The sequence below is a fragment of the Vibrio sp. OPT24 genome, from assembly GCF_015163545.1.
Taxonomy (GTDB): domain Bacteria; phylum Pseudomonadota; class Gammaproteobacteria; order Enterobacterales; family Vibrionaceae; genus Vibrio; species Vibrio cyclitrophicus.
The window spans coordinates 747,167-765,259 of the sequence record NZ_JADDYI010000053.1 but is presented as its reverse complement, the minus strand read 5'-3'; the positions used below and the strand labels follow the sequence as shown (position 1 = coordinate 765,259).

Sequence of the window (18,093 nt, the reverse complement as noted above, 5' to 3'; positions counted from 1 at the left end):
AGTTATTATATTCGGTATTTTTCTTATGAATATTGCTCGTATAGACCTTAATTTACTTGTGTATTTAGACATGTTGCTACGTGAAAGAAACGTAACACGAGCAGCAAATCAATTAGGAATAACTCAGCCAGCCATGAGTAATGGCCTGCGTCGACTACGTGATCTGTTTGAAGACCCACTGCTGGTGAGAACAAGTGAAGGAATGGTTCCTACCGAGCGAGCGCACAAATTACAGCCGCTGATTCGCAACATACTGGCCAATGTAGAGAAGACGCTACAACCGACCACTGAGTTTAGTGCGGAAGACAGTGAACGTGTGTTTCGTATTATGGCGAGTGATTATGCTGAATCGACCATCATTCAACCATTGCTAAAAAAGTTGAGTGAGATCGCGCCGAAAATACGCCTGGATATCATGACGCCAAGTGACGTGAGTTATCAGGATGTAGAGCAAGGAACTGTTGATATTATTATCAATCGTTTTGACGATATTCCACAGTCGTTTCACCAGATGAGCCTTTGGCACGACGGGTTTTCTTGCTTATTTAGCTGTGACAATCCAATAGCCGACAACTTTGATATTTTGTCTTATTTAAAGGCACAACATATTTGGGTGAGTAAAACCGGAATGGGAACCGGAGTCGGGATCAATCCGAGTGAAGCACAAAAGCTGGGTTGGATAGATGAAGCACTAATGCGTATTGGTAAAACACGAAATATTACGGTGTTTACTCGACACTACTTGTCGGCGATTTTGTTCGCTCAACAGAAAAATTTGATTCTTACCATTCCAACCAAAGCTGCACAATTGCAGCGCAATAATCCTAGGTTGTTGATCAAACCTGCGCCATTTGCGATTGAGCCCTTTGAGGTAAAAATGGCGTGGAGTCCATTATTACAAACCAATCCCGACCACCAATGGATGCGCCGCTTAATTAAAAGTGTTGCCAACGAGATAGAGAGTGGAGTGACGGGATAACACAGCTTGTAGGGTATTTTTTATATGAATATCCAGTATAACTGGCATAAATTAGCTAAATTTACGCCCGTTAAGTAAGTTTAAACTAGTTATTTAGATTTAAGTCAGTTAAGTAAATATATTGAGTAGTCATCAGTTAGCTTGAGAGAGATTTTATGAGCAGTCGTATTCAACAGGGAAGCTTGAACATTGATAGCACCCTCTACCAATTAATTAATGATCAGGTCATTCCTGGAACAGGCATTGTCGCTGAAGACTTTTGGCAATCATTTGCAACCATCCTTGAAGACTTGGCTCCAAAGAACCGCGCATTGCTTATTAAGCGCGACGATCTTCAACATCAAATTGACGTTTGGCACCAAGAGCGTGCTGGACAAACGCTAGATGCGGCAGAGTACAAACAGTTCTTGCAACAGATTGGCTACTTAGTGCCTGAGGGCGAAGACTTTCAAGTAACCACCGCAAGCGTTGAGCCTGAAATTGCAACACAAGCGGGCCCGCAGCTTGTTGTACCTATTATGAATGCACGTTTTGCACTTAACGCGGCTAATGCGCGTTGGGGCAGTTTATACGATGCGCTCTACGGAACCGATGTGATCAGCGAAAGTGACGGCGCGGAAAAAGGTGGAAGCTTTAACCCTGTGCGTGGCGCTAAAGTCGTGACTTATGCTCGTGAGTTCCTTGATGATGCTGCGCCACTAAATGGCGTTTCTCATAAAGACGTAACCAAATACAGCATCAGTAACGCTAGTATCGGTAATAAGCTGATAGCGACACTGGATAACGGTGAGGAAGTCACTCTAATTGATAGCGACCAGTTCATTGGCTATCAAGGCGACGCAAGTTCCCCTTCGTGCATTCTGCTTAAACACAATAATCTGCATATCGAAATTCAAATTGACCCGAGCGCACCGATTGGTAGCGTTGATGTTGCTGGTATTAAAGATGTATTAGTCGAAGCTGCCTTGACGACCATTATGGATTGTGAAGACTCGGTTGCTGCGGTTGATGGTGAAGATAAAGCGCTTGCCTATAGCAACTGGTTAGGTTTGATGAAAGGTGACCTGAAAGAGTCGCTAGAGAAAAACGGCAAAACCATCGTTCGTAGTTTGAATCCAGATCGCCAATACACCAGTGTCACTGGCGGTGAGATCTCGCTCAAAGGCCGCAGCATGTTATTTATACGTAACGTGGGTCACCTAATGACCAACCCTGCGATCATTGACGCCGAAGGTAATGAAGTACCTGAAGGCATTATGGATGGTATGATCACCTCGCTAATCGCGATACATGATTTAAAAGGCAATAGCGCTTACCAAAACTCGACCGCAAACAGTATCAACATTGTAAAACCTAAGATGCATGGCCCTGAAGAAGTGGCGTTTACCAATGAGTTGTTTGGTCGCATTGAAGATGCTTTAGGTTTAGACCGCTACACCATCAAAGTTGGCATTATGGATGAAGAGCGTCGTACTTCGGTCAACCTGAAAGAATGTATTCGTGCGGCTAAAGATCGTGTTGTGTTCATTAATACCGGTTTCTTAGACCGAACGGGTGATGAGATTCACACGAGTATGGAAGCTGGGCCATTTGCGCCTAAAACACAGCTGAAAACTATGACTTGGATTGGCGCATACGAAGATCAAAACGTTGATCTTGGCCTAGCTTGTGGCCTGCAAGGTAAAGCTCAAATCGGTAAAGGTATGTGGCCAGAGCCAGATAATATGGCGAAGATGATGGACGCGAAAATCGGACACCCACAAGCTGGCGCGAATACGGCTTGGGTACCTTCTCCAACTGCTGCGACTTTGCATGCTCTGCACTATCACAAAGTGAGTGTACCAAGCCGCCAGAAAGAGCTTCGTGAGCGAGTGAGAGCCAATGTAGACGATATCCTTACTATTCCGCTATTAGGTAATCAAAAGCTAACAGCTCAAGATATCCAAAACGAATTGGATAACAACACGCAAGGTATTCTAGGTTACGTGGTTCGTTGGATTGACCAAGGCGTAGGGTGCTCTAAAGTACCTGATATTAACGATGTAGGTTTGATGGAAGATCGCGCAACACTGCGTATTTCAAGCCAACACATCGCTAACTGGCTACGTCACGGTATTTGCGATGAAGCCCAAGTAATGAAAACTATGAAGCGCATGGCAGCAGTGGTTGATGAGCAAAACGCTGGCGACCCTAGCTACCGTAATATGGCTCCTAACTTTGAAAACAGCATTGCATTTTCAGCAGCTTGTCAGTTGGTATTCGAAGGTTGCGCCCAACCAAGTGGTTACACAGAGCCAGTGCTACATGCGATGCGATTGAAGTTAAAAGCACTTGCATAAAACAAGGTTGCTAAATAGGCCACAGAACAAAATAGCAAAGTAACGTAACTGTGTTACGGAGTAGCTAAATAACAACGTCACTAAATAACAACGTCACTAAATAATAAAACCACTAAGAAAAGAAACACCCATTTAAACCGAGCCCAAGGTGCCGCGCTTTATAGCGCGGCTTTTTTTTGAGGGGTTATAGAAAGAGAATAGCTGAGTCAGTGAGGAAACTTAGTGACTACCAACCCTATTTTCAACCAAAGCAAAGATACTTAATATCCATATACTCATCGATGCCTTCCTTTGCGCCTTCACGGCCAATACCTGATTGCTTAACACCACCGAAAGGGGCGACTTCAGTCGAGATCATACCGTCATTAATGCCGACCATACCGTACTCAAGTGCCTCTGCTATGTTCCATACTCGATGAATGTTCTGACTGTAGAAGTACGACGCTAATCCATAAATGGTGTCATTTGCCATCTCAATAAGCTCTTCGTCTGTCTCGAATCGCATCACAGGAGCGACAGGACCAAAGATCTCTTGCTGAACAATGTCCATGCTGTGTTTTACATCTTTAAGAACAACGGGTTGAAGGAAGAGTCCATCAAGTTGTTGAAGTGGCGTCACAGGTGTCGCGCCTTGTTCAATAGCTCGGTTTATCAATCCTTGGATGTTTTGCTTAGCACCTTCATTGATAACAGGGCCAACCGTTACACCCTCATCTAAGCCGTTTCCAATTTTAAGCAGCTGTACCGCTTGGTCGAATTTAGCCACAAACTCATCGTGTACTTTACTGTGTACGTAGAAACGGTTTGCACAAACACAGGTTTGGCCTGCATTACGGAATTTTGAAGCCATTGCGCCTTGAACGGCCGCGTCGATGTCTGCATCGTCAAACACAATAAAAGGTGCGTTGCCGCCCAGTTCCATTGAAGTGCGCTTAATGCTTTTCGCAGCTTGAGCCATCAAGATACTGCCGACTCGGGTAGACCCAGTAAAAGAGATTTTTTTAATCAGTGGGTGTGAGGTGAAAAGACCACCCACTTGCTCTGGGCTTTCACCGAGTACGACTTGAAGTAGATCTTTAGGAATGCCCGCTTGATATGCCAGCTCAACCACAGCAAACGCAGACAGTGGTGTCTCGTCTGAGGGCTTCACAATAAAACTACAGCCAGCAGCAAGGGCAGGGGCGGCCTTACGAGTGATCATTGCAATCGGAAAGTTCCACGGCGTAATGGCACACGCGACCCCAATCGGCTGCTTGATTGTTACTAAGCGTTTGCCAGCGACTGTGCTAGGAATGGAGTCACCGTAAGTGCGCTTGGCTTCTTCGGCGAACCACTCAATGAAACTCGCGCCATACACCACTTCGCCCGTCGCTTCTGCTAACGGCTTACCTTGTTCGATGGTCATTAGGCGAGCAAGATCTTCTTTGTTTTCAAGGATCAGTTGATGCCAACCACTTAGCAATGCAGCACGGGATTTAGCGGGAATTTTTGCCCACTCTTTCTGCGCAACATGAGCGCGTTCGATAGCGCTCTCTAACTCTGCCTCAGATGAGATTGGTGCATGCCCAATAAGCTCACCCGTTGCTGGGTTTGTGACTGCAACTGCGTTGTTCGCTTCTGTCACCATAAAAGAGAGTAAGTGCTGGTTCTTAATGTTTAGCATCGTGATTCCTTTGTTGTGATTACTTTAGACGTGTTGCTTATGTGCGGGTTGGCGTGTGTTGAAATGACTTCGACCAAATGTTCATTGGTCGAAGGGCATGGATGTTAAGTCGCTAATCTTGGTTATTCTCTGAGATAAATCTTCTCACTAGCCCCAGTTATCAGACTCTATCTTCGCGAGCGCTTTGGCTGCTTTTTGAAGAGCTGGCAGAAACTTGATCGCTTCGTCTGGTTTTACTCGAATCACTGGAGCTTGTATTGCTAAGCCAAGATTGGATTGGCCAGTAGAAGACGGTATTAATACGGCGATACAGACTAACCCTGGTAAGAACTCTTCATCATCAATAGCAAAACCTTGGATCTTCGCTTCTTCGATGTCTTTCTCTAACGTCGAATAGTCAGTAATGGTTTTCACTGTGTACTGAGTCAGTGGCACGTTTTCAATCAGTCTTCTGCGCTGTGATTTCGACATGTGCGCCAAAAACAGTTTGCCTGTAGCTGAGCAATGCACGGGTACGCGAGAGCCTGGCTGTAGATGGAAGCGCAGCGGGGCTTCAGTTTCTGCGCGATCAAGATAGATGATCTCACCGCTCGACAGTGCCGTTAGGTTGCAGCTCTCGCCGACTTCTGCTCGAAGGTTTTCAAGAATAGTGCGTCGTGCGCTGTGCATGGTGCTATTCAACAGCAGATTTTCAGCAAGCTTTCTGAGTCGAATACCAGAGCTGTAATGCTTCTCATCGCCGTCTCGTTGAATGATGCCTGCTGCTTCTAACTGCTGAAGCATTCGGTGCAGGGTCGGTTTTGGTAGTCCAGTTTCTTCGACTAATCCCTGAAGAGAAATAAACTCGTCTTTTTGCGCTATCACCTCTAATAGTGCAAAAAGTCGGAGAGTCGGTGTATCCCCTTGAACTGGTGGTATTTCTGTTTGCATATAATGATCCATCCTTGCGATATGTCTATGCCTAAGAGTGTACATACCAAATCATTATTCTTCAATTATCTGAATAAAATTTGACCTTTTTTATTATTCCAATAATATAAATATAAATTATGGAACAATTAATCTCAATAAGTGGAATTTAAGATGAAGGCGATTGAACGGATTATTGATAAGGCTCACTTAGATCGTAAGCTAGTGGTTTTGAGCGAAGCAGAAGACCCTCGTGTACTCAAAGCGGCGCGATTGGCGATAGATAAACAGCTCGCTTACATCACGCTGGTCGGTGATGAAAAGGCGATTATCGAAGCAGCGCAGTTGAACCACATTAATCTCGCCGGCATTCATATTGTTTCACCTGATGCATCCGCGCTTAAAGAGGTGTTGGCCGAACGGCTTCATCAGTTAAGGAAAGCCAAAGGCATGTCGTACGACGATGCTTTAGAAATGGTCAAAGACCCGCTAATTTTTGCCAACTTGATGGTGAGGGAAGGGTTAGTTGACGGCACGGTTAATGGCGCGGTTTATACCACGTCTGATGTAGTGCGAGCTGCGCTTCAGATTATTGGGCCAGCACCAGACAGTGAATTGGTGTCCAGTTTCTTTCTGATGATGTTGTGTGAGCCTTTCCATAATCTCAAAGGCGGCATGATTTTCAGTGACTGTGGTTTGGTGATTAACCCCAATGAAACCGAGTTGGCATCGATTGCAGTGGCTGCATCAAACAGTGCACAAACGCTGTTGATGGAAGAACCGAAAGTGGCAATGTTGTCGTTTTCGACCAATGGTAGTGCGAAACACGAATCGGTCGATAAGGTTCGTAATGCCGCTCAGTTAGTGAAGCAACGCTGTCCCGGAATCGCCGTCGATCAGGACGTTCAACTCGATGCCGCGATTGTGACTGAAATTGCCGCGAAAAAGCTGCCCGATTCAGAAGTGAAAGGCCAATCTAACGTATTGATATTCCCTAATTTAGAAGCGGGGAACATAGGCTATAAACTTGCAGAAAGGTTAGGAGGCGCGGTCGCGATTGGCCCGTTACTGCAAGGATTGAATCAGCCTGCCAATGACTTATCCAGAGGGTGTAGCGCGCAAGATATCTTTAACGTAATTGCGGTGACTGCCGTACAAGCGCAGCAAGGGAAAGTGTCTAGCTCTAAGGCTGATACTGAAGCTGATGTTGAAGAAAAAGAAGAATCAGAATTTGAGTTCCGGTATTAACATCTAGCTCTCGTATCTAGTACTCAGATTCAAATCAAACCCAAAACAACCTAATTAGGATAGCTAATGGAGTTACCTATTTTACTCGCCATTCTTGCCACCATCGCGGTAGGTACCTATTTCCAAACCGTTACGGGGTTTGGGCTGGGTATCATCGTGATTGGTTTGACGGTCAGCCTTAATCTGGTCTCTTTACCCGTTATAGCCGCTGTGGTCAGTATTGTGACCTTGTTCAATTGCTTGGTCGCTTTGATGGGTAAGCCACTGCTTGGGGAGCTCAAAATTCTGGTGGTGTTAATCATCGGTATTATTCCCGGTGTGTCGATGGGGGTGTTCTTGCTGGACGAGTTGAGTGACTCTGCGACCAATATCCTGCGAGGACTATTGGGTGCGATGGTGCTATTCGCAGGTGTGAGCTTTATGTTCAAACCTAAAACCAGAAAGGATCGTTCGGCAACGGTATCATTCCTTATATCAGGATTTAGCTCTGGTTTAGCGGGCGGGTTATTTGGGATGGCGGGCCCTCCGATTGTTTATCATCTCTATCGGCAACCTTTTACACTCGATCTGGTGCGAAGCACACTGCTGATGGTGTTCGCTTGTACGTCGATGTCGCGTACTGTCAATGTCTACGTTGCAGGCGACATGGAACCGAGCATACTGTGGCTATCCGCTATTGCTGTCCCCTTGGTGGCGCTTGTCACGATGTTTGCTCGACGTTTCCCGCCACCGTTGTCTAATGACCAATTAAGAAAGCTGGTGTTTACGGTACTGATGTTGATTGGTGGGTATCTGATGGCTGTGTCTGCATGGTCGTTGCTTGCTGTCTCTTAGCTACTTGTTATATATCAGCTTCTTGCTACCTATTAAGAACATTCCGATAAAAGGCTAGCGGTCTGCTAGCCGATACTTCACTGCTCACGACTTATATCTCCTAACGCTTTAGCATCTCGAAGATGTTCCTAGATAACCCAAACAAACAGCTCTCCTGCACATCTAAAGTGATATTACTGCGGTAGTACGGGCTTAAATCGACGCCCATTCCTACACCATGAATTTCGATATGGTTTTTGTTTGATTCACGCTCAATCACTTGTTTGAGATGGTTATCCAAATAGAACTGGTCGTTGGCTGTGCTGGTGGCGGTATCCATCGGGCAGCCGTCTGAGAACACGATTAAAACCTTTCTTTTTGCACTGTGCTGTTGCAACCGCTGACTAGCGAACTGCACCGCTTCGCCATCAATCCCTTCTTTAAAGGTGTCTGCTTTACGAAGGCTCGCAATGCCAAGGCGAGAGCGTCTCCAATGTGTATCAAAATCTTTAAACACAATATGTCGAACTTCGTTTAAGCGGCCTGGGTGTTTCGGTTGGCCTTGTTTAAGCCACTGTCGATAAACTTTTCCACCGTTCCAGTTATTGGTAGTGAAGCCAATAATCTCAAATGGAATGTTGGCCAGTCCAACGGATTTGAGAATTGTATCCATCAGTAGGCTTAGCTTGTGACTGTGTTTCTTCATTGAACCTGAACAATCCATCAAAAACGTGATGGCACATTGATGAGACGCGCCGATGTCAGGTTGATAAAAGACAGTACGATCCAATGGCGAAGTGATGAGCTTGGTGATGGTCGTGGCGTTAACAATGCCTTCTTCAAGATGATCCTGACGTCGACTCTTTTGTGGCGTCGCAACAAAGCTGGTGAGCATAGCGGCTAAACGGCGAGTGTTTACTTGTCTCGGCATGATGTCATCGGTGAGCTTTTGCCTCAGTTCGAGTAACAGGGCGCGCCTGACGAGTTTGTCTGCCGCGATGACTTGATCAAATTCTGAATTGAAGACCTGATAATTGGCGCCTGACAGCTCGAATACCTTACTACTGCCCGTTATGTCGCTATCGACGTCTTCATCTTGAATGTCACCATCAACAATCAAGGCTAGCTGCGCAAGGATCTTAATGTCTTCTTCGACCGTTGGAGTGGGCGAGTTATCACTTTCTTGTTCTTGGATGATTAACTTTTGTGCAAGGGCCGCAAACTCATTGGCGCAGTGCGCAAACTGCTCTTGGTCGGCTCGATGTTGCTTTAAGCGTTTAAGGCAGTGACCAAAAGTAGGCACGATGCCGGCGCGAGTCGATTCAATGGTTTCAGCGATAGGCTCCGAAACTGGAACGCCAGTTAAGCGGGTGTGGATGACCTGCATCAGTGTAAACAGCAACATGCCTATTCGTGATTCGGTAAAGCCATTTTGATGATATTGGTCGCTCCAATACGCAAAGTTGAATTGAATACTCTTAGTGACGCCTTTTAGGTAAGACGGGACTTGTGACTCGATTCGTGCCTGTTCGCAGAAATCATATAACAGACGTTCGACTTCGTTTTTCGGTCGCAATGAGTAATGAAGAACAGCATCTGAAAGCAAGAGTCGTAATGCTGATGAATCGATCTTGCCTTGCATCGAAAGCTTGCTGTTTTTCAACTCGTGGCGAGAAACAAAGGTGAGATCGTTAGTATGTGCGGACTGGTAATAACAGGGGCTATTGCCTTTATAGAGACGTTTTCCCCGATAATTCAGACTCAACTCACCGCTGATCGCTCTGGCGACAGACACGCCAAGATCGAGGATCTTTTTCTGCTGGGAAGAAACATTGGCCATGGTTTACGACTCCGAATGCGAATAGTTTTGAGTAGGCGTTTCTAAATCTTCACCAAAGCAACGGAAATAATATTCGCTAACCAGTTCTTTCTCTTCGTCTTCGCAGCGATTTAAGAATGACAGTCTAAATGCCGTTGCTACATCGTCGAATATTTGGATGTTTTCGGCCCAAGTGAGTACCGTTCTCGGAGACATCACCGTCGAAAGGTCACCAGCCCGAAACCCGTTACGCGTTAATCCGGCGGTCGCGATCATTTTCTCAACCAACTGTCGGCCACTCTCATTATTCAGCTCTGGAAGCTTGGATAACACGATCTTAGTTTCATGCTGTGGATCTAAATAGTTAAGCGTGGCGATGATGTTCCATCTATCTAACTGACTGTGGTTAAGCACTTGAGTACCCGAATACAAACCTGAAAAATTACCCAAGCCAAGCGTATTGCAGGTAGCAAACAGGCGGAAAGAAGGGTGAGGAGTGATCACGCGGTTTTGTTCTAAAGAGGTGTATTTACCGTCTTGCTCTAATAGCTGTTGAATCACAAACATCACGTCAGGACGACCAGCGTCGTATTCATCTAATACCAGTGCGATGGGTTGTTGAATGCTCTGAGGAAGAATGCCTTCTTTAAACTCTGTTACTTGCATTCCGTCTCTAATGACGATGCTGTCTTTACCTATGAAATCCAAGCGACTTAAGTGTCCGTCTAGGTTGATCCTCAAACACGGCCAACTCAATCTTGCGGCAATTTGCTCAATGTGAGACGACTTACCCGTTCCGTGTGTGCCTTGTATCAATGTGCGACGATTGGAGGTGAACCCCGCCAATATAGCCAACGTCACTTCAGGATCAAAACAGTAATTTGGATCGACTTTAGGAACATATTCGCCCGCATGTTCAAATGCCATCACGGTTAGGTTGCTGTCGATCCCAAAGCGTTCTCTCACGCTTACTGGTTGCGTTGGTATCAATTCCGCCTCATTCATCATTTTTCCCTCTATATAACTCATCACTTGTCGCTGCTATCGCGATATGTCCTCGATTATTAACAGCTCCGCTTAAGTTAACGGCACTTTTTGTACGAAAAACTACCAATAATGTGATCTGGTTTTATTAATTAGAATGATTTGTTCCAATTTAATATAAAAAGTTGACGCGCAAAAATTCTACTACTAAGGTGAAAATGAATTCGAAAAAGAGACAATTCATTCCGAAAAATGAAATTTTGGTTAACTCAAGGAGAATGGAAGAATGAGCGAGCAAGAAAAACGTACGGTTGTTTCCGGCACAGTAACAATGACACCATCAGAAGCGTTCGTTGAAACTATGGTTGCTAATGATGTTACCGATATGTTCGGCATCATGGGGTCGGCATTTATGGACGCAATGGATATCTTTGCTCCTGCTGGCATTCGATTGGTCCCAGTAGTACACGAGCAAGGCGCTGCTCACATGGCAGATGGTTACTCTCGTGTATCGGGTCGCCATGGCGTGGTTATTGGGCAAAATGGCCCGGGTATTAGTAACTGTGTGACTGCGATTGCAGCGGCGTTCTGGGCACATAGCCCTGTCGTAATTGTGACGCCAGAGACAGGTACAAAAACAATGGGCTTAGGCGGTTTCCAAGAGTGTAACCAGCTTCCAATGTTCCAAGAGTTCACTAAGTATCAAGGACACGTAACGCACCCAGATCGTATGGCTGAATACACAGGTCGATGTTTTGACCGTGCGATGAGCGAAATGGGCCCGACTCAGCTGAACATTCCACGTGACTACTTCTATGGCGAAACTCAAACTGAGATCCCTAAACCCGCGCGTTTAGACCGTGGTCCAGGTGGCGAGAAATCTCTAAATGAAGCGGCAGACCTGATTGCTGAAGCGAAATTCCCAGTCATAATTTCTGGTGGCGGCGTGGTAATGGCAGATGCAGTTCAAGAGTGTGCGGCATTGGCAGAAAGATTAGGCGCACCCGTAGTGAACAGCTACCTACATAATGACTCTTTCCCTGCGAGTCACCCATTATGGTGTGGTCCTTTAGGCTACCAAGGTTCGAAAGCAGCAATGAAATTGATGGCTCAAGCGGACGTGGTTATCGCTTTGGGTACACGTCTCGGTCCATTTGGTACTTTGCCTCAACATGGCATGGACTACTGGCCGAAGAACGCGAAAATCATTCAGATTGATGCCGACAACAAGATGCTAGGTCTGGTTAAGAAGATTTCGGTTGGTATCTGTGGTGATGCGAAAGCCGCTGCGGTTGCTCTATCCGAAAGATTGGAAGGCCGCGCACTGTTGTGTGATGACAACAAAGGCGCTCGTCAGGATACAGTCGCAACAGAGAAAGCACTTTGGGAAAAAGAGCTTGATGAGTGGACACACGAACGTGACTCTTTCAGCTTAGATATGATTGAAGAAAACTCTCAAGAGACTCCGTTCTCTGGCGGTGAATACCTACACCCACGCCAAGTACTGCGTGAGCTAGAAAAAGCGATGCCTGAAGACGTAATGGTCTCGACGGATATCGGTAACATCAACTCAGTGGCAAACAGCTACTTACGCTTTGAAAAACCACGTAGCTTCTTTGCTGCAATGAGTTTCGGTAACTGTGGTTATGCGTTCCCGACCATTATTGGTGCGAAAGCAGCGGCACCTCATCGTCCAGCTATCTCTTATGCAGGCGACGGTGCGTGGGGCATGAGCTTGATGGAAACCATGACATGTGTTCGCCATAACATTCCAGTGACAGCCGTGGTATTCCACAACCGTCAATGGGGTGCTGAGAAGAAGAACCAAGTCGACTTCTACAACCGACGCTTTGTTGCTGGTGAACTTGAGAACCAAAGCTTTGCAGAGATCGCACGAGCAATGGGCGCTGAAGGTATCACAGTTGATAAGCTAGAAGATGTAGGCCCAACTCTGCAAAAAGCTATCGACATGCAAATGAACGAAGGCAAAACAACCATCATTGAAATCATGTGTACTCAGGAATTGGGCGACCCGTTCCGCCGAGATGCACTATCAACACCGGTTCGTTTCCTAGATAAATATAAAGACTACGTATAAGTCATAGGAAGTTTGTCCGGCCACCGCATTATAAAGAACGTGGTCGGGCAATATTAACGGGTATTGGCAAAGTGCTTAAGTGAAGAACGTAAACGCTTAGTTCAATAATTTCTACTTAAACATTAGAACACTAATTAAATGTTCCATCGGTACATAAGTGGTTCTAGCTATATAAATTTTGTCACTCATTATTATTGTTCGATCCGTAACTAATGGATCCATAAATGGTCATCTTTGACGAAGATATATACCTATTATCATTTTTCAATAATTACAACTATACCAATTGAACAATTTATTAACGTGATTATTAATACTTTAACTTTACCGAATATAAACTAAATGACTTATTGTATGAATGTTGTGAAAAATAAACGTTATATAAGCTCACTCGAAGAGCTGTATGAAATAATCGATTCACTCATTGCTGAGTGTAGTGGACATCGTGATTTGATTTATAACGTGTGTGATTATGAAAATAATAACTTGATGCCGAGCTTAGGCCGATCAAATCGAAAGAATATTCGCCGTGTCGAACAAGAGCTTCTCTCGACCGTGAGAGTTTATGGTGGGCATTCGTTGAGTGCACACGAGATAAACGATTGGTTACTGATGTGTTTAGCCAAGAAACAGGGGTTTCCAACCCGTTTACTTGAATGGACAGATAACCTGATTAATGCGCTGTGGTCTGTATGTCATAGCCAAAGTAAAGACTGTATCAATATTATTAAAGCCATTGATTATCATAAAGTTAGTGTTTTCAACTCACCATGTGACCTCAATAGGACTCAGATATTCAATGTGGCTGATTGTGATCAGCAAGAGCAACGAAAAGATAAGTGGTATTCCATTCACCCATTTAAGGAAGGTGGCAATGATGCCATTCAGCCTTTGTACGATGAAAAAGAATATTCAAACGGTCTAGTATCCGTTCATATTCTTCCATCAGCGAAAGTAAACCTGATAAAGGAATTAATCTCCATGAATGTTTTAAATGAACCGACAGAATATATTGAAGAGAAACTGGCTGATTTGAAAAATGAAGCCCATATAGACAGCAATCAAGCAATTAATAAAGGCGAGGGTAATATCGAGTTACAAGTTAATACTCATGATCGCCAGCTTGAGCAGTATGGCCGAAAGTACCATCAAGATTTTGATTTCGACTAAAGTCTAATATTTCTAATGATTTTATTTAGACCTCATATAAATCTAGTGATTACGAGATAAATAAAATCAGAACACTAATTAATTTATAAAAAGATGAAATCTGTGAGCTTAAAGATTGTTTATAAAGTAACTCGAAGTTAGAGTGGCGAATCTTGTTATCAAGTTGTTAAATTTTCACAGATCTAGTTTAAACACTCTAATAAAAAAGTGGCGCAAAGCTACTGAAATTTAAACCAATAACGAAAACATAAAGGATTCTGGAATATGAATATGCAAACCAATGCAGCGACATTCGTGCTGGAAAACCAAGTCGACACCGCCTTTTTACAGTCTTTTAGTGATGCATGGAATAACCATGATATTGAAGCGCTAATGTCGTTTATGACCGAAGACTGTGTCTTCCACACCGTGGCAGGAGAAGGCGAACTTGGAAACACTATCGAAGGGTACGAAGCCGTTCGTAATAGCTTTGAATTGGTTTGGCAGAACTTTCCAGATGCAGCCTGGAGCGACCCTGTCCACTTTGTATGTGGCGACCGCGCGGTAAGCGAATCAACGTTCTCTGCGACTAACCCTGATGGCGCCGTCATCGAAGCTCGTATGGTTGATGTGTTTACCCTGAAAGAGGGAAAAATCAGCGTAAAAAATGCCTTCCGTAAAACACGACCTCTTTTGACTCCTAACAACACTCCCAAGAGCTAGACACGAAACCACAACCCGTTCACGTGTTATGACTAGGAGAGTCGAATTATGAGTTTAGTAATGGAACAACCGGCAGCCGATGTGCCACCAAAGGTGAAAAGCACCCGAGCACAAGAAAGTACCCAAGCAAAAGAAAGATACGATCCAAAATACGACCCACTTAAAGACAAGAGCCCAGGTCACGGCAAGGAATACGCCCCGACTTATTGGGTAGATACCGCAGGCGTGCCACCTGAAGATGATGGCCCAATTACATCGGATATGGATGTCGATGTGGCGATAATCGGTTCAGGCTACACAGGCCTAAGTACTGCGATACACCTTGCTGAAATGTACGGCATTAAAGCGATTGTGATTGAAGCTAACCGTATGAGTTGGGGCTGCAGTACCCGAAATGGTGGTCAGGCTCAGTGTGCGTCAGGACGTTTGAAGCGTTCTCAGTGGATTGAACGCTGGGGATTAGAAACCGCGCTAAAAATGCACCGCGAATGCGTCGATGGCATGAACACATTTAAGTCTCTAATCAAAGACATTGATTGTGACCCGCAGCCGGGTGGCCACTTATATGTTGCTCACCGTCCAAAAGTGATGGCAACACTCGAGAAAGAAGCCAAGTTGCTGCGTGACACGTTTGATTACGATGCGCAGATCTTAGATGCGGAAACCGTAAAGCGTGATTACGTCGGCGACCAAGAAGCAGCAGGCGCAATGCATGAGCCAGAAGGTATTGGCATCCATGCAGGGAAACTGGCGTTTGGTTATCTAAGAAAGGCGCGAGCACTCGGCGTAAAAGTTCACCCAGCAAGCCCTGTGATGGGATGGGAAACTCGCAACGGTGTGCATTACCTGAAAACGCCTGGTGGTGTGGTTAAGGCTCGTTCTGTCGGTGTTTGTACCGGTGGATACACCAGCCAAGGTTTGCATTCAGAGCTTAAGAATCGCTTATTACCCGTACTTTCTAACTCGATGGTGACGCGTCCGTTAACTCAAGACGAAATCGCTGCGTGTAACTTCAAAACTAATCAGGTGATTACTGATACCAGAATTTTGCGTCATTACTACCGTTTGTTACCCGATAACCGAGTGCAGATCGGTACACGCAGTGCCATCAGTGGCAAGAATGCACCTGACAAGAAATACGAAGACATGTTGAGAGCGGATTTAACTCGAAAATTCCCTTCTCTCGATCAGATCAAAATCGATTATTCATGGTGGGGGTGGGTAGATGTTAGCCACGACATGATGCCAAGAATCTATCAGCCGAATCCAAAGCAATCCATATTCTACGCACTAGGGTATGGCGGCAATGGTGTGATGTACTCCGCTCAAGCAGGCAAGCGCCTCGCTCAGTGGATCGCAGGTGAAGGTCATAAGCTTGACTTGCCAATATTTGAATCAAAACTTCCGTTCCCCAACGTGAGGGAAGTGGTGGAATCTGAGATGTTTGCACCATTTCGAAGAGTAGGGCAACAGTTCCTTTATCAGTGGTATTCGCTAAAAGATGAAGTGCTTTAGCTACTCGAACATTGTTTCCAAAATAGGGAAATAGAACTACGACCAGGAAAGTTGTACCAGGTCACCTTGTGAGCAAAGTACAGGCAGGAAGTCTGTATGATATGAAAGGTTAAGACTATGAAATTGATTAAAAATAAAATTATTGCTGGCGTCACAATTGTAGCAACAGCGATGCTATCTCATACCGCGGCAGCAGCAAATTTTAAAATGGCTATCGGAGATGCTGCTGGTGGTACTCAGTGGGAATTAGCGACCTCATTTTCTGAATTGATGGAGCAAAAAACAGACGGCAAAGTCAAAATCGACCTGTTCCCGAATGGTCAATTGGGTAACGAGCAAGACACCGTTAACGACGCGGCAATCGGCCTTCTCGACTTCTCAGTATTGGCGATCAACAACGTGACGCCTTTCTCTCCAACGGTTGGTCTATTGACCATGCCTTATGTCATTCAAAGTGCAGAAGAAGCGGTGCTATTAACTCAAGGCCAAGTGGGTCAAGACCTTGTCGATAACACCATTCGTGATGCTGGCGTTCGTATCGTTGGCTGGGCTTATTCTGGTTTTAGGGTTCTGACTAACTCTAAAAAATCAGTGGCTTCACCAGCGGATCTAAAAGGACTAGTGATTCGTGTTCCTCGTAACGAAATCATGATTGCTTCCTACCAAGCATGGGGCGTAAACCCAACACCAATGGCATGGTCAGAAACATTTACTGGCCTGCAGCAAGGTGTGGTTGATGGACAAGACAACCCATACATCACTGTGCATGCGATGAAGTTCAATGAAGTACAAAAGTACGTCACAAACCTTCGTTATATCTTCTCTCTTGAGCCGCTAATCGTCAGTGAAACAGTCTTCCAACAACAGACGCCTGAAATGCAAAAAATCATTCTTGAAGCGGGTCAGGAAGCGACAGAGCACAGCTTTGCATACTTAGAAAATACTGAAAACAAGATCCGTGAAGAACTGCAAGCAAAAGGCATGGTCTTCACTGACCCTACAGACAACGAGCAAGAGTGGATCAGCAAAGTCACTAAGTCAGTTTGGCCTAAGTTCTATTCAAGCATTGGAGGCAAAGACAAGCTAGACGACGTTCTTGAGTTACTAGGTAGAAAGTAACGATTAGATTCGCCCTATCTGCTGTTCTTCGCGACTTAATCACCTAGCGATAGAACGGTTAGGTAGGGCATTTACATGGCTTTACTCGTTGATCTGTCCAGTACCTGATCTTTTTAGTACCGCGAGCGACTGGTTGTCATGTGGAAATCAACATTGGAGGTTATATGTCAGTCGCTAAAACAATAAAAAAGCACCTTAACAACATTGAGGAATATACATGTTGTTTGTTGCTAGCAAGCTTTGTCCTATTGCTGTTCACACAAATCCTTACTCGTCAGCTTTTCGATTACTCCATACCTTGGGGTGATGAAGTCGCTACTTACATGTTTGTTTGGTTTGCCTATCTAGGGGCTGTTGTTGCGGCCAAGATGTCGGCGCATAACCGAGTCAGTTTTCACTTCAAGTTCTTCCCCCCGATTGTTCAGACCGTCTGTGAAACCATTGCTGACTTCTTATGGCTGCTGTTTAACGGCTACTTTGTTTATCTCAGCTACGATTTCGTGTTCAACAAAATGAATTTGTTCTGGAAGTCTCAGACGACAGGCATCCCAATGAAATACTTCTATATGATTTTGCCAATCGCATTTTCTCTAATGATGCTGCGCATTATCTGGAACAACTACGAGCGCTTATTTAAGGGCGCTAAGAACGAAGATCCTGAAGTCAAAGAACTGCGCAAAATGACGGCACAAAAGTCATCACAGTAGTCGTCACAGAGAATAGCCGTAATAGAGA

At 45.0% G+C, this 18,093-nt stretch carries 14 protein-coding genes; 10 read left to right on the top strand and 4 right to left on the bottom strand.

The window, feature by feature from the left end; translation table 11 throughout:
• The first annotated feature begins 25 nt into the window (after nt 1-25).
• Nucleotides 26-979 (top strand): LysR family transcriptional regulator, encoded by a 954-nt coding sequence (locus IQO02_RS17145; RefSeq protein WP_010431332.1) that lies wholly within the window; start codon nt 26-28, stop codon nt 977-979.
• A 155-nt stretch (nt 980-1,134) separates the two neighbouring features.
• Nucleotides 1,135-3,318 (top strand): malate synthase G, encoded by a 2,184-nt coding sequence (locus IQO02_RS17140; RefSeq protein WP_010431329.1) that lies wholly within the window; start codon nt 1,135-1,137, stop codon nt 3,316-3,318.
• A gap of 241 nt (nt 3,319-3,559) precedes the next feature.
• Here IQO02_RS17140 and IQO02_RS17135 read toward each other — a convergent pair whose 3' ends face one another.
• Nucleotides 3,560-4,981: an NAD-dependent succinate-semialdehyde dehydrogenase gene (locus tag IQO02_RS17135; protein WP_016792247.1), complete on the bottom strand. Its 1,422-nt coding sequence runs from the start codon at nt 4,979-4,981 to the stop codon at nt 3,560-3,562.
• A gap of 147 nt (nt 4,982-5,128) precedes the next feature.
• Nucleotides 5,129-5,911: an IclR family transcriptional regulator gene (locus tag IQO02_RS17130; RefSeq protein ID WP_010431325.1), complete on the bottom strand. Its 783-nt coding sequence runs from the start codon at nt 5,909-5,911 to the stop codon at nt 5,129-5,131.
• A 153-nt stretch (nt 5,912-6,064) separates the two neighbouring features.
• Here IQO02_RS17130 and pta point away from each other — a divergent pair, with 153 nt between their 5' ends.
• Nucleotides 6,065-7,138 (top strand): phosphate acetyltransferase, encoded by a 1,074-nt coding sequence (gene pta, locus IQO02_RS17125; protein ID WP_016793784.1) that lies wholly within the window; start codon nt 6,065-6,067, stop codon nt 7,136-7,138.
• Between the two features lie 66 nt (nt 7,139-7,204).
• Complete coding sequence (locus tag IQO02_RS17120) at nt 7,205-7,972, top strand: TSUP family transporter (RefSeq protein WP_010431321.1); 768 nt, start codon at nt 7,205-7,207, stop codon at nt 7,970-7,972.
• A gap of 100 nt (nt 7,973-8,072) precedes the next feature.
• On the opposite strand, the gene IQO02_RS17115 is transcribed toward IQO02_RS17120, so the two are convergent.
• Together IQO02_RS17115 and IQO02_RS17110 are read right to left on the bottom strand one after the other, a co-directional pair.
• Nucleotides 8,073-9,791, bottom strand: coding sequence for a cobaltochelatase CobT-related protein (locus IQO02_RS17115; RefSeq protein WP_016792250.1), 1,719 nt, complete (start codon nt 9,789-9,791; stop codon nt 8,073-8,075).
• Between the two features lie 3 nt (nt 9,792-9,794).
• Nucleotides 9,795-10,778: an AAA family ATPase gene (locus tag IQO02_RS17110; RefSeq protein ID WP_193838622.1), complete on the bottom strand. Its 984-nt coding sequence runs from the start codon at nt 10,776-10,778 to the stop codon at nt 9,795-9,797.
• Between the two features lie 262 nt (nt 10,779-11,040).
• Between IQO02_RS17110 and xsc the strand changes: the two genes are divergently transcribed.
• From xsc to IQO02_RS17080, 6 genes are all read left to right on the top strand, one after another.
• On the top strand, nt 11,041-12,852 hold the full coding sequence (gene xsc / locus IQO02_RS17105) for a sulfoacetaldehyde acetyltransferase (RefSeq protein WP_010431312.1): 1,812 nt from the start codon (nt 11,041-11,043) through the stop codon (nt 12,850-12,852).
• A gap of 354 nt (nt 12,853-13,206) precedes the next feature.
• The gene (locus tag IQO02_RS17100; protein ID WP_016792251.1) at nt 13,207-14,022 is read left to right on the top strand and encodes an FRG domain-containing protein; all 816 of its coding nucleotides are present in this window, start codon (nt 13,207-13,209) and stop codon (nt 14,020-14,022) included.
• A 264-nt stretch (nt 14,023-14,286) separates the two neighbouring features.
• A complete protein-coding gene (locus tag IQO02_RS17095; protein ID WP_016793782.1) occupies nt 14,287-14,724 on the top strand; it encodes a nuclear transport factor 2 family protein in 438 nt (145 codons plus the stop codon).
• Between the two features lie 48 nt (nt 14,725-14,772).
• Nucleotides 14,773-16,239: an NAD(P)/FAD-dependent oxidoreductase gene (locus IQO02_RS17090; protein WP_016767900.1), complete on the top strand. Its 1,467-nt coding sequence runs from the start codon at nt 14,773-14,775 to the stop codon at nt 16,237-16,239.
• 117 nt (nt 16,240-16,356) lie between these two features.
• On the top strand, nt 16,357-17,358 hold the full coding sequence (locus tag IQO02_RS17085) for a TRAP transporter substrate-binding protein (RefSeq protein WP_016793781.1): 1,002 nt from the start codon (nt 16,357-16,359) through the stop codon (nt 17,356-17,358).
• A 164-nt stretch (nt 17,359-17,522) separates the two neighbouring features.
• Nucleotides 17,523-18,065 (top strand): TRAP transporter small permease, encoded by a 543-nt coding sequence (locus IQO02_RS17080; RefSeq protein WP_009845769.1) that lies wholly within the window; start codon nt 17,523-17,525, stop codon nt 18,063-18,065.
• Nucleotides 18,066-18,093: the final 28 nt, after the last annotated feature.

What these genes read in the sequence shown, in the direction of transcription:
- IQO02_RS17145 (WP_010431332.1), top strand. Translation starts at nt 26, where the DNA reads ATGAATATTGCTCGTATAGACCTTAATTTACTTGTGTATTTAGACATG.
- IQO02_RS17140 (WP_010431329.1), top strand. Translation starts at nt 1,135, where the DNA reads ATGAGCAGTCGTATTCAACAGGGAAGCTTGAACATTGATAGCACCCTC.
- IQO02_RS17135 (WP_016792247.1), bottom strand. Translation starts at nt 4,981, where the DNA reads ATGCTAAACATTAAGAACCAGCACTTACTCTCTTTTATGGTGACAGAA.
- IQO02_RS17130 (WP_010431325.1), bottom strand. Translation starts at nt 5,911, where the DNA reads ATGCAAACAGAAATACCACCAGTTCAAGGGGATACACCGACTCTCCGA.
- pta (WP_016793784.1), top strand. Translation starts at nt 6,065, where the DNA reads ATGAAGGCGATTGAACGGATTATTGATAAGGCTCACTTAGATCGTAAG.
- IQO02_RS17120 (WP_010431321.1), top strand. Translation starts at nt 7,205, where the DNA reads ATGGAGTTACCTATTTTACTCGCCATTCTTGCCACCATCGCGGTAGGT.
- IQO02_RS17115 (WP_016792250.1), bottom strand. Translation starts at nt 9,791, where the DNA reads ATGGCCAATGTTTCTTCCCAGCAGAAAAAGATCCTCGATCTTGGCGTG.
- IQO02_RS17110 (WP_193838622.1), bottom strand. Translation starts at nt 10,778, where the DNA reads ATGATGAATGAGGCGGAATTGATACCAACGCAACCAGTAAGCGTGAGA.
- xsc (WP_010431312.1), top strand. Translation starts at nt 11,041, where the DNA reads ATGAGCGAGCAAGAAAAACGTACGGTTGTTTCCGGCACAGTAACAATG.
- IQO02_RS17100 (WP_016792251.1), top strand. Translation starts at nt 13,207, where the DNA reads ATGAATGTTGTGAAAAATAAACGTTATATAAGCTCACTCGAAGAGCTG.
- IQO02_RS17095 (WP_016793782.1), top strand. Translation starts at nt 14,287, where the DNA reads ATGAATATGCAAACCAATGCAGCGACATTCGTGCTGGAAAACCAAGTC.
- IQO02_RS17090 (WP_016767900.1), top strand. Translation starts at nt 14,773, where the DNA reads ATGAGTTTAGTAATGGAACAACCGGCAGCCGATGTGCCACCAAAGGTG.
- IQO02_RS17085 (WP_016793781.1), top strand. Translation starts at nt 16,357, where the DNA reads ATGAAATTGATTAAAAATAAAATTATTGCTGGCGTCACAATTGTAGCA.
- IQO02_RS17080 (WP_009845769.1), top strand. Translation starts at nt 17,523, where the DNA reads ATGTCAGTCGCTAAAACAATAAAAAAGCACCTTAACAACATTGAGGAA.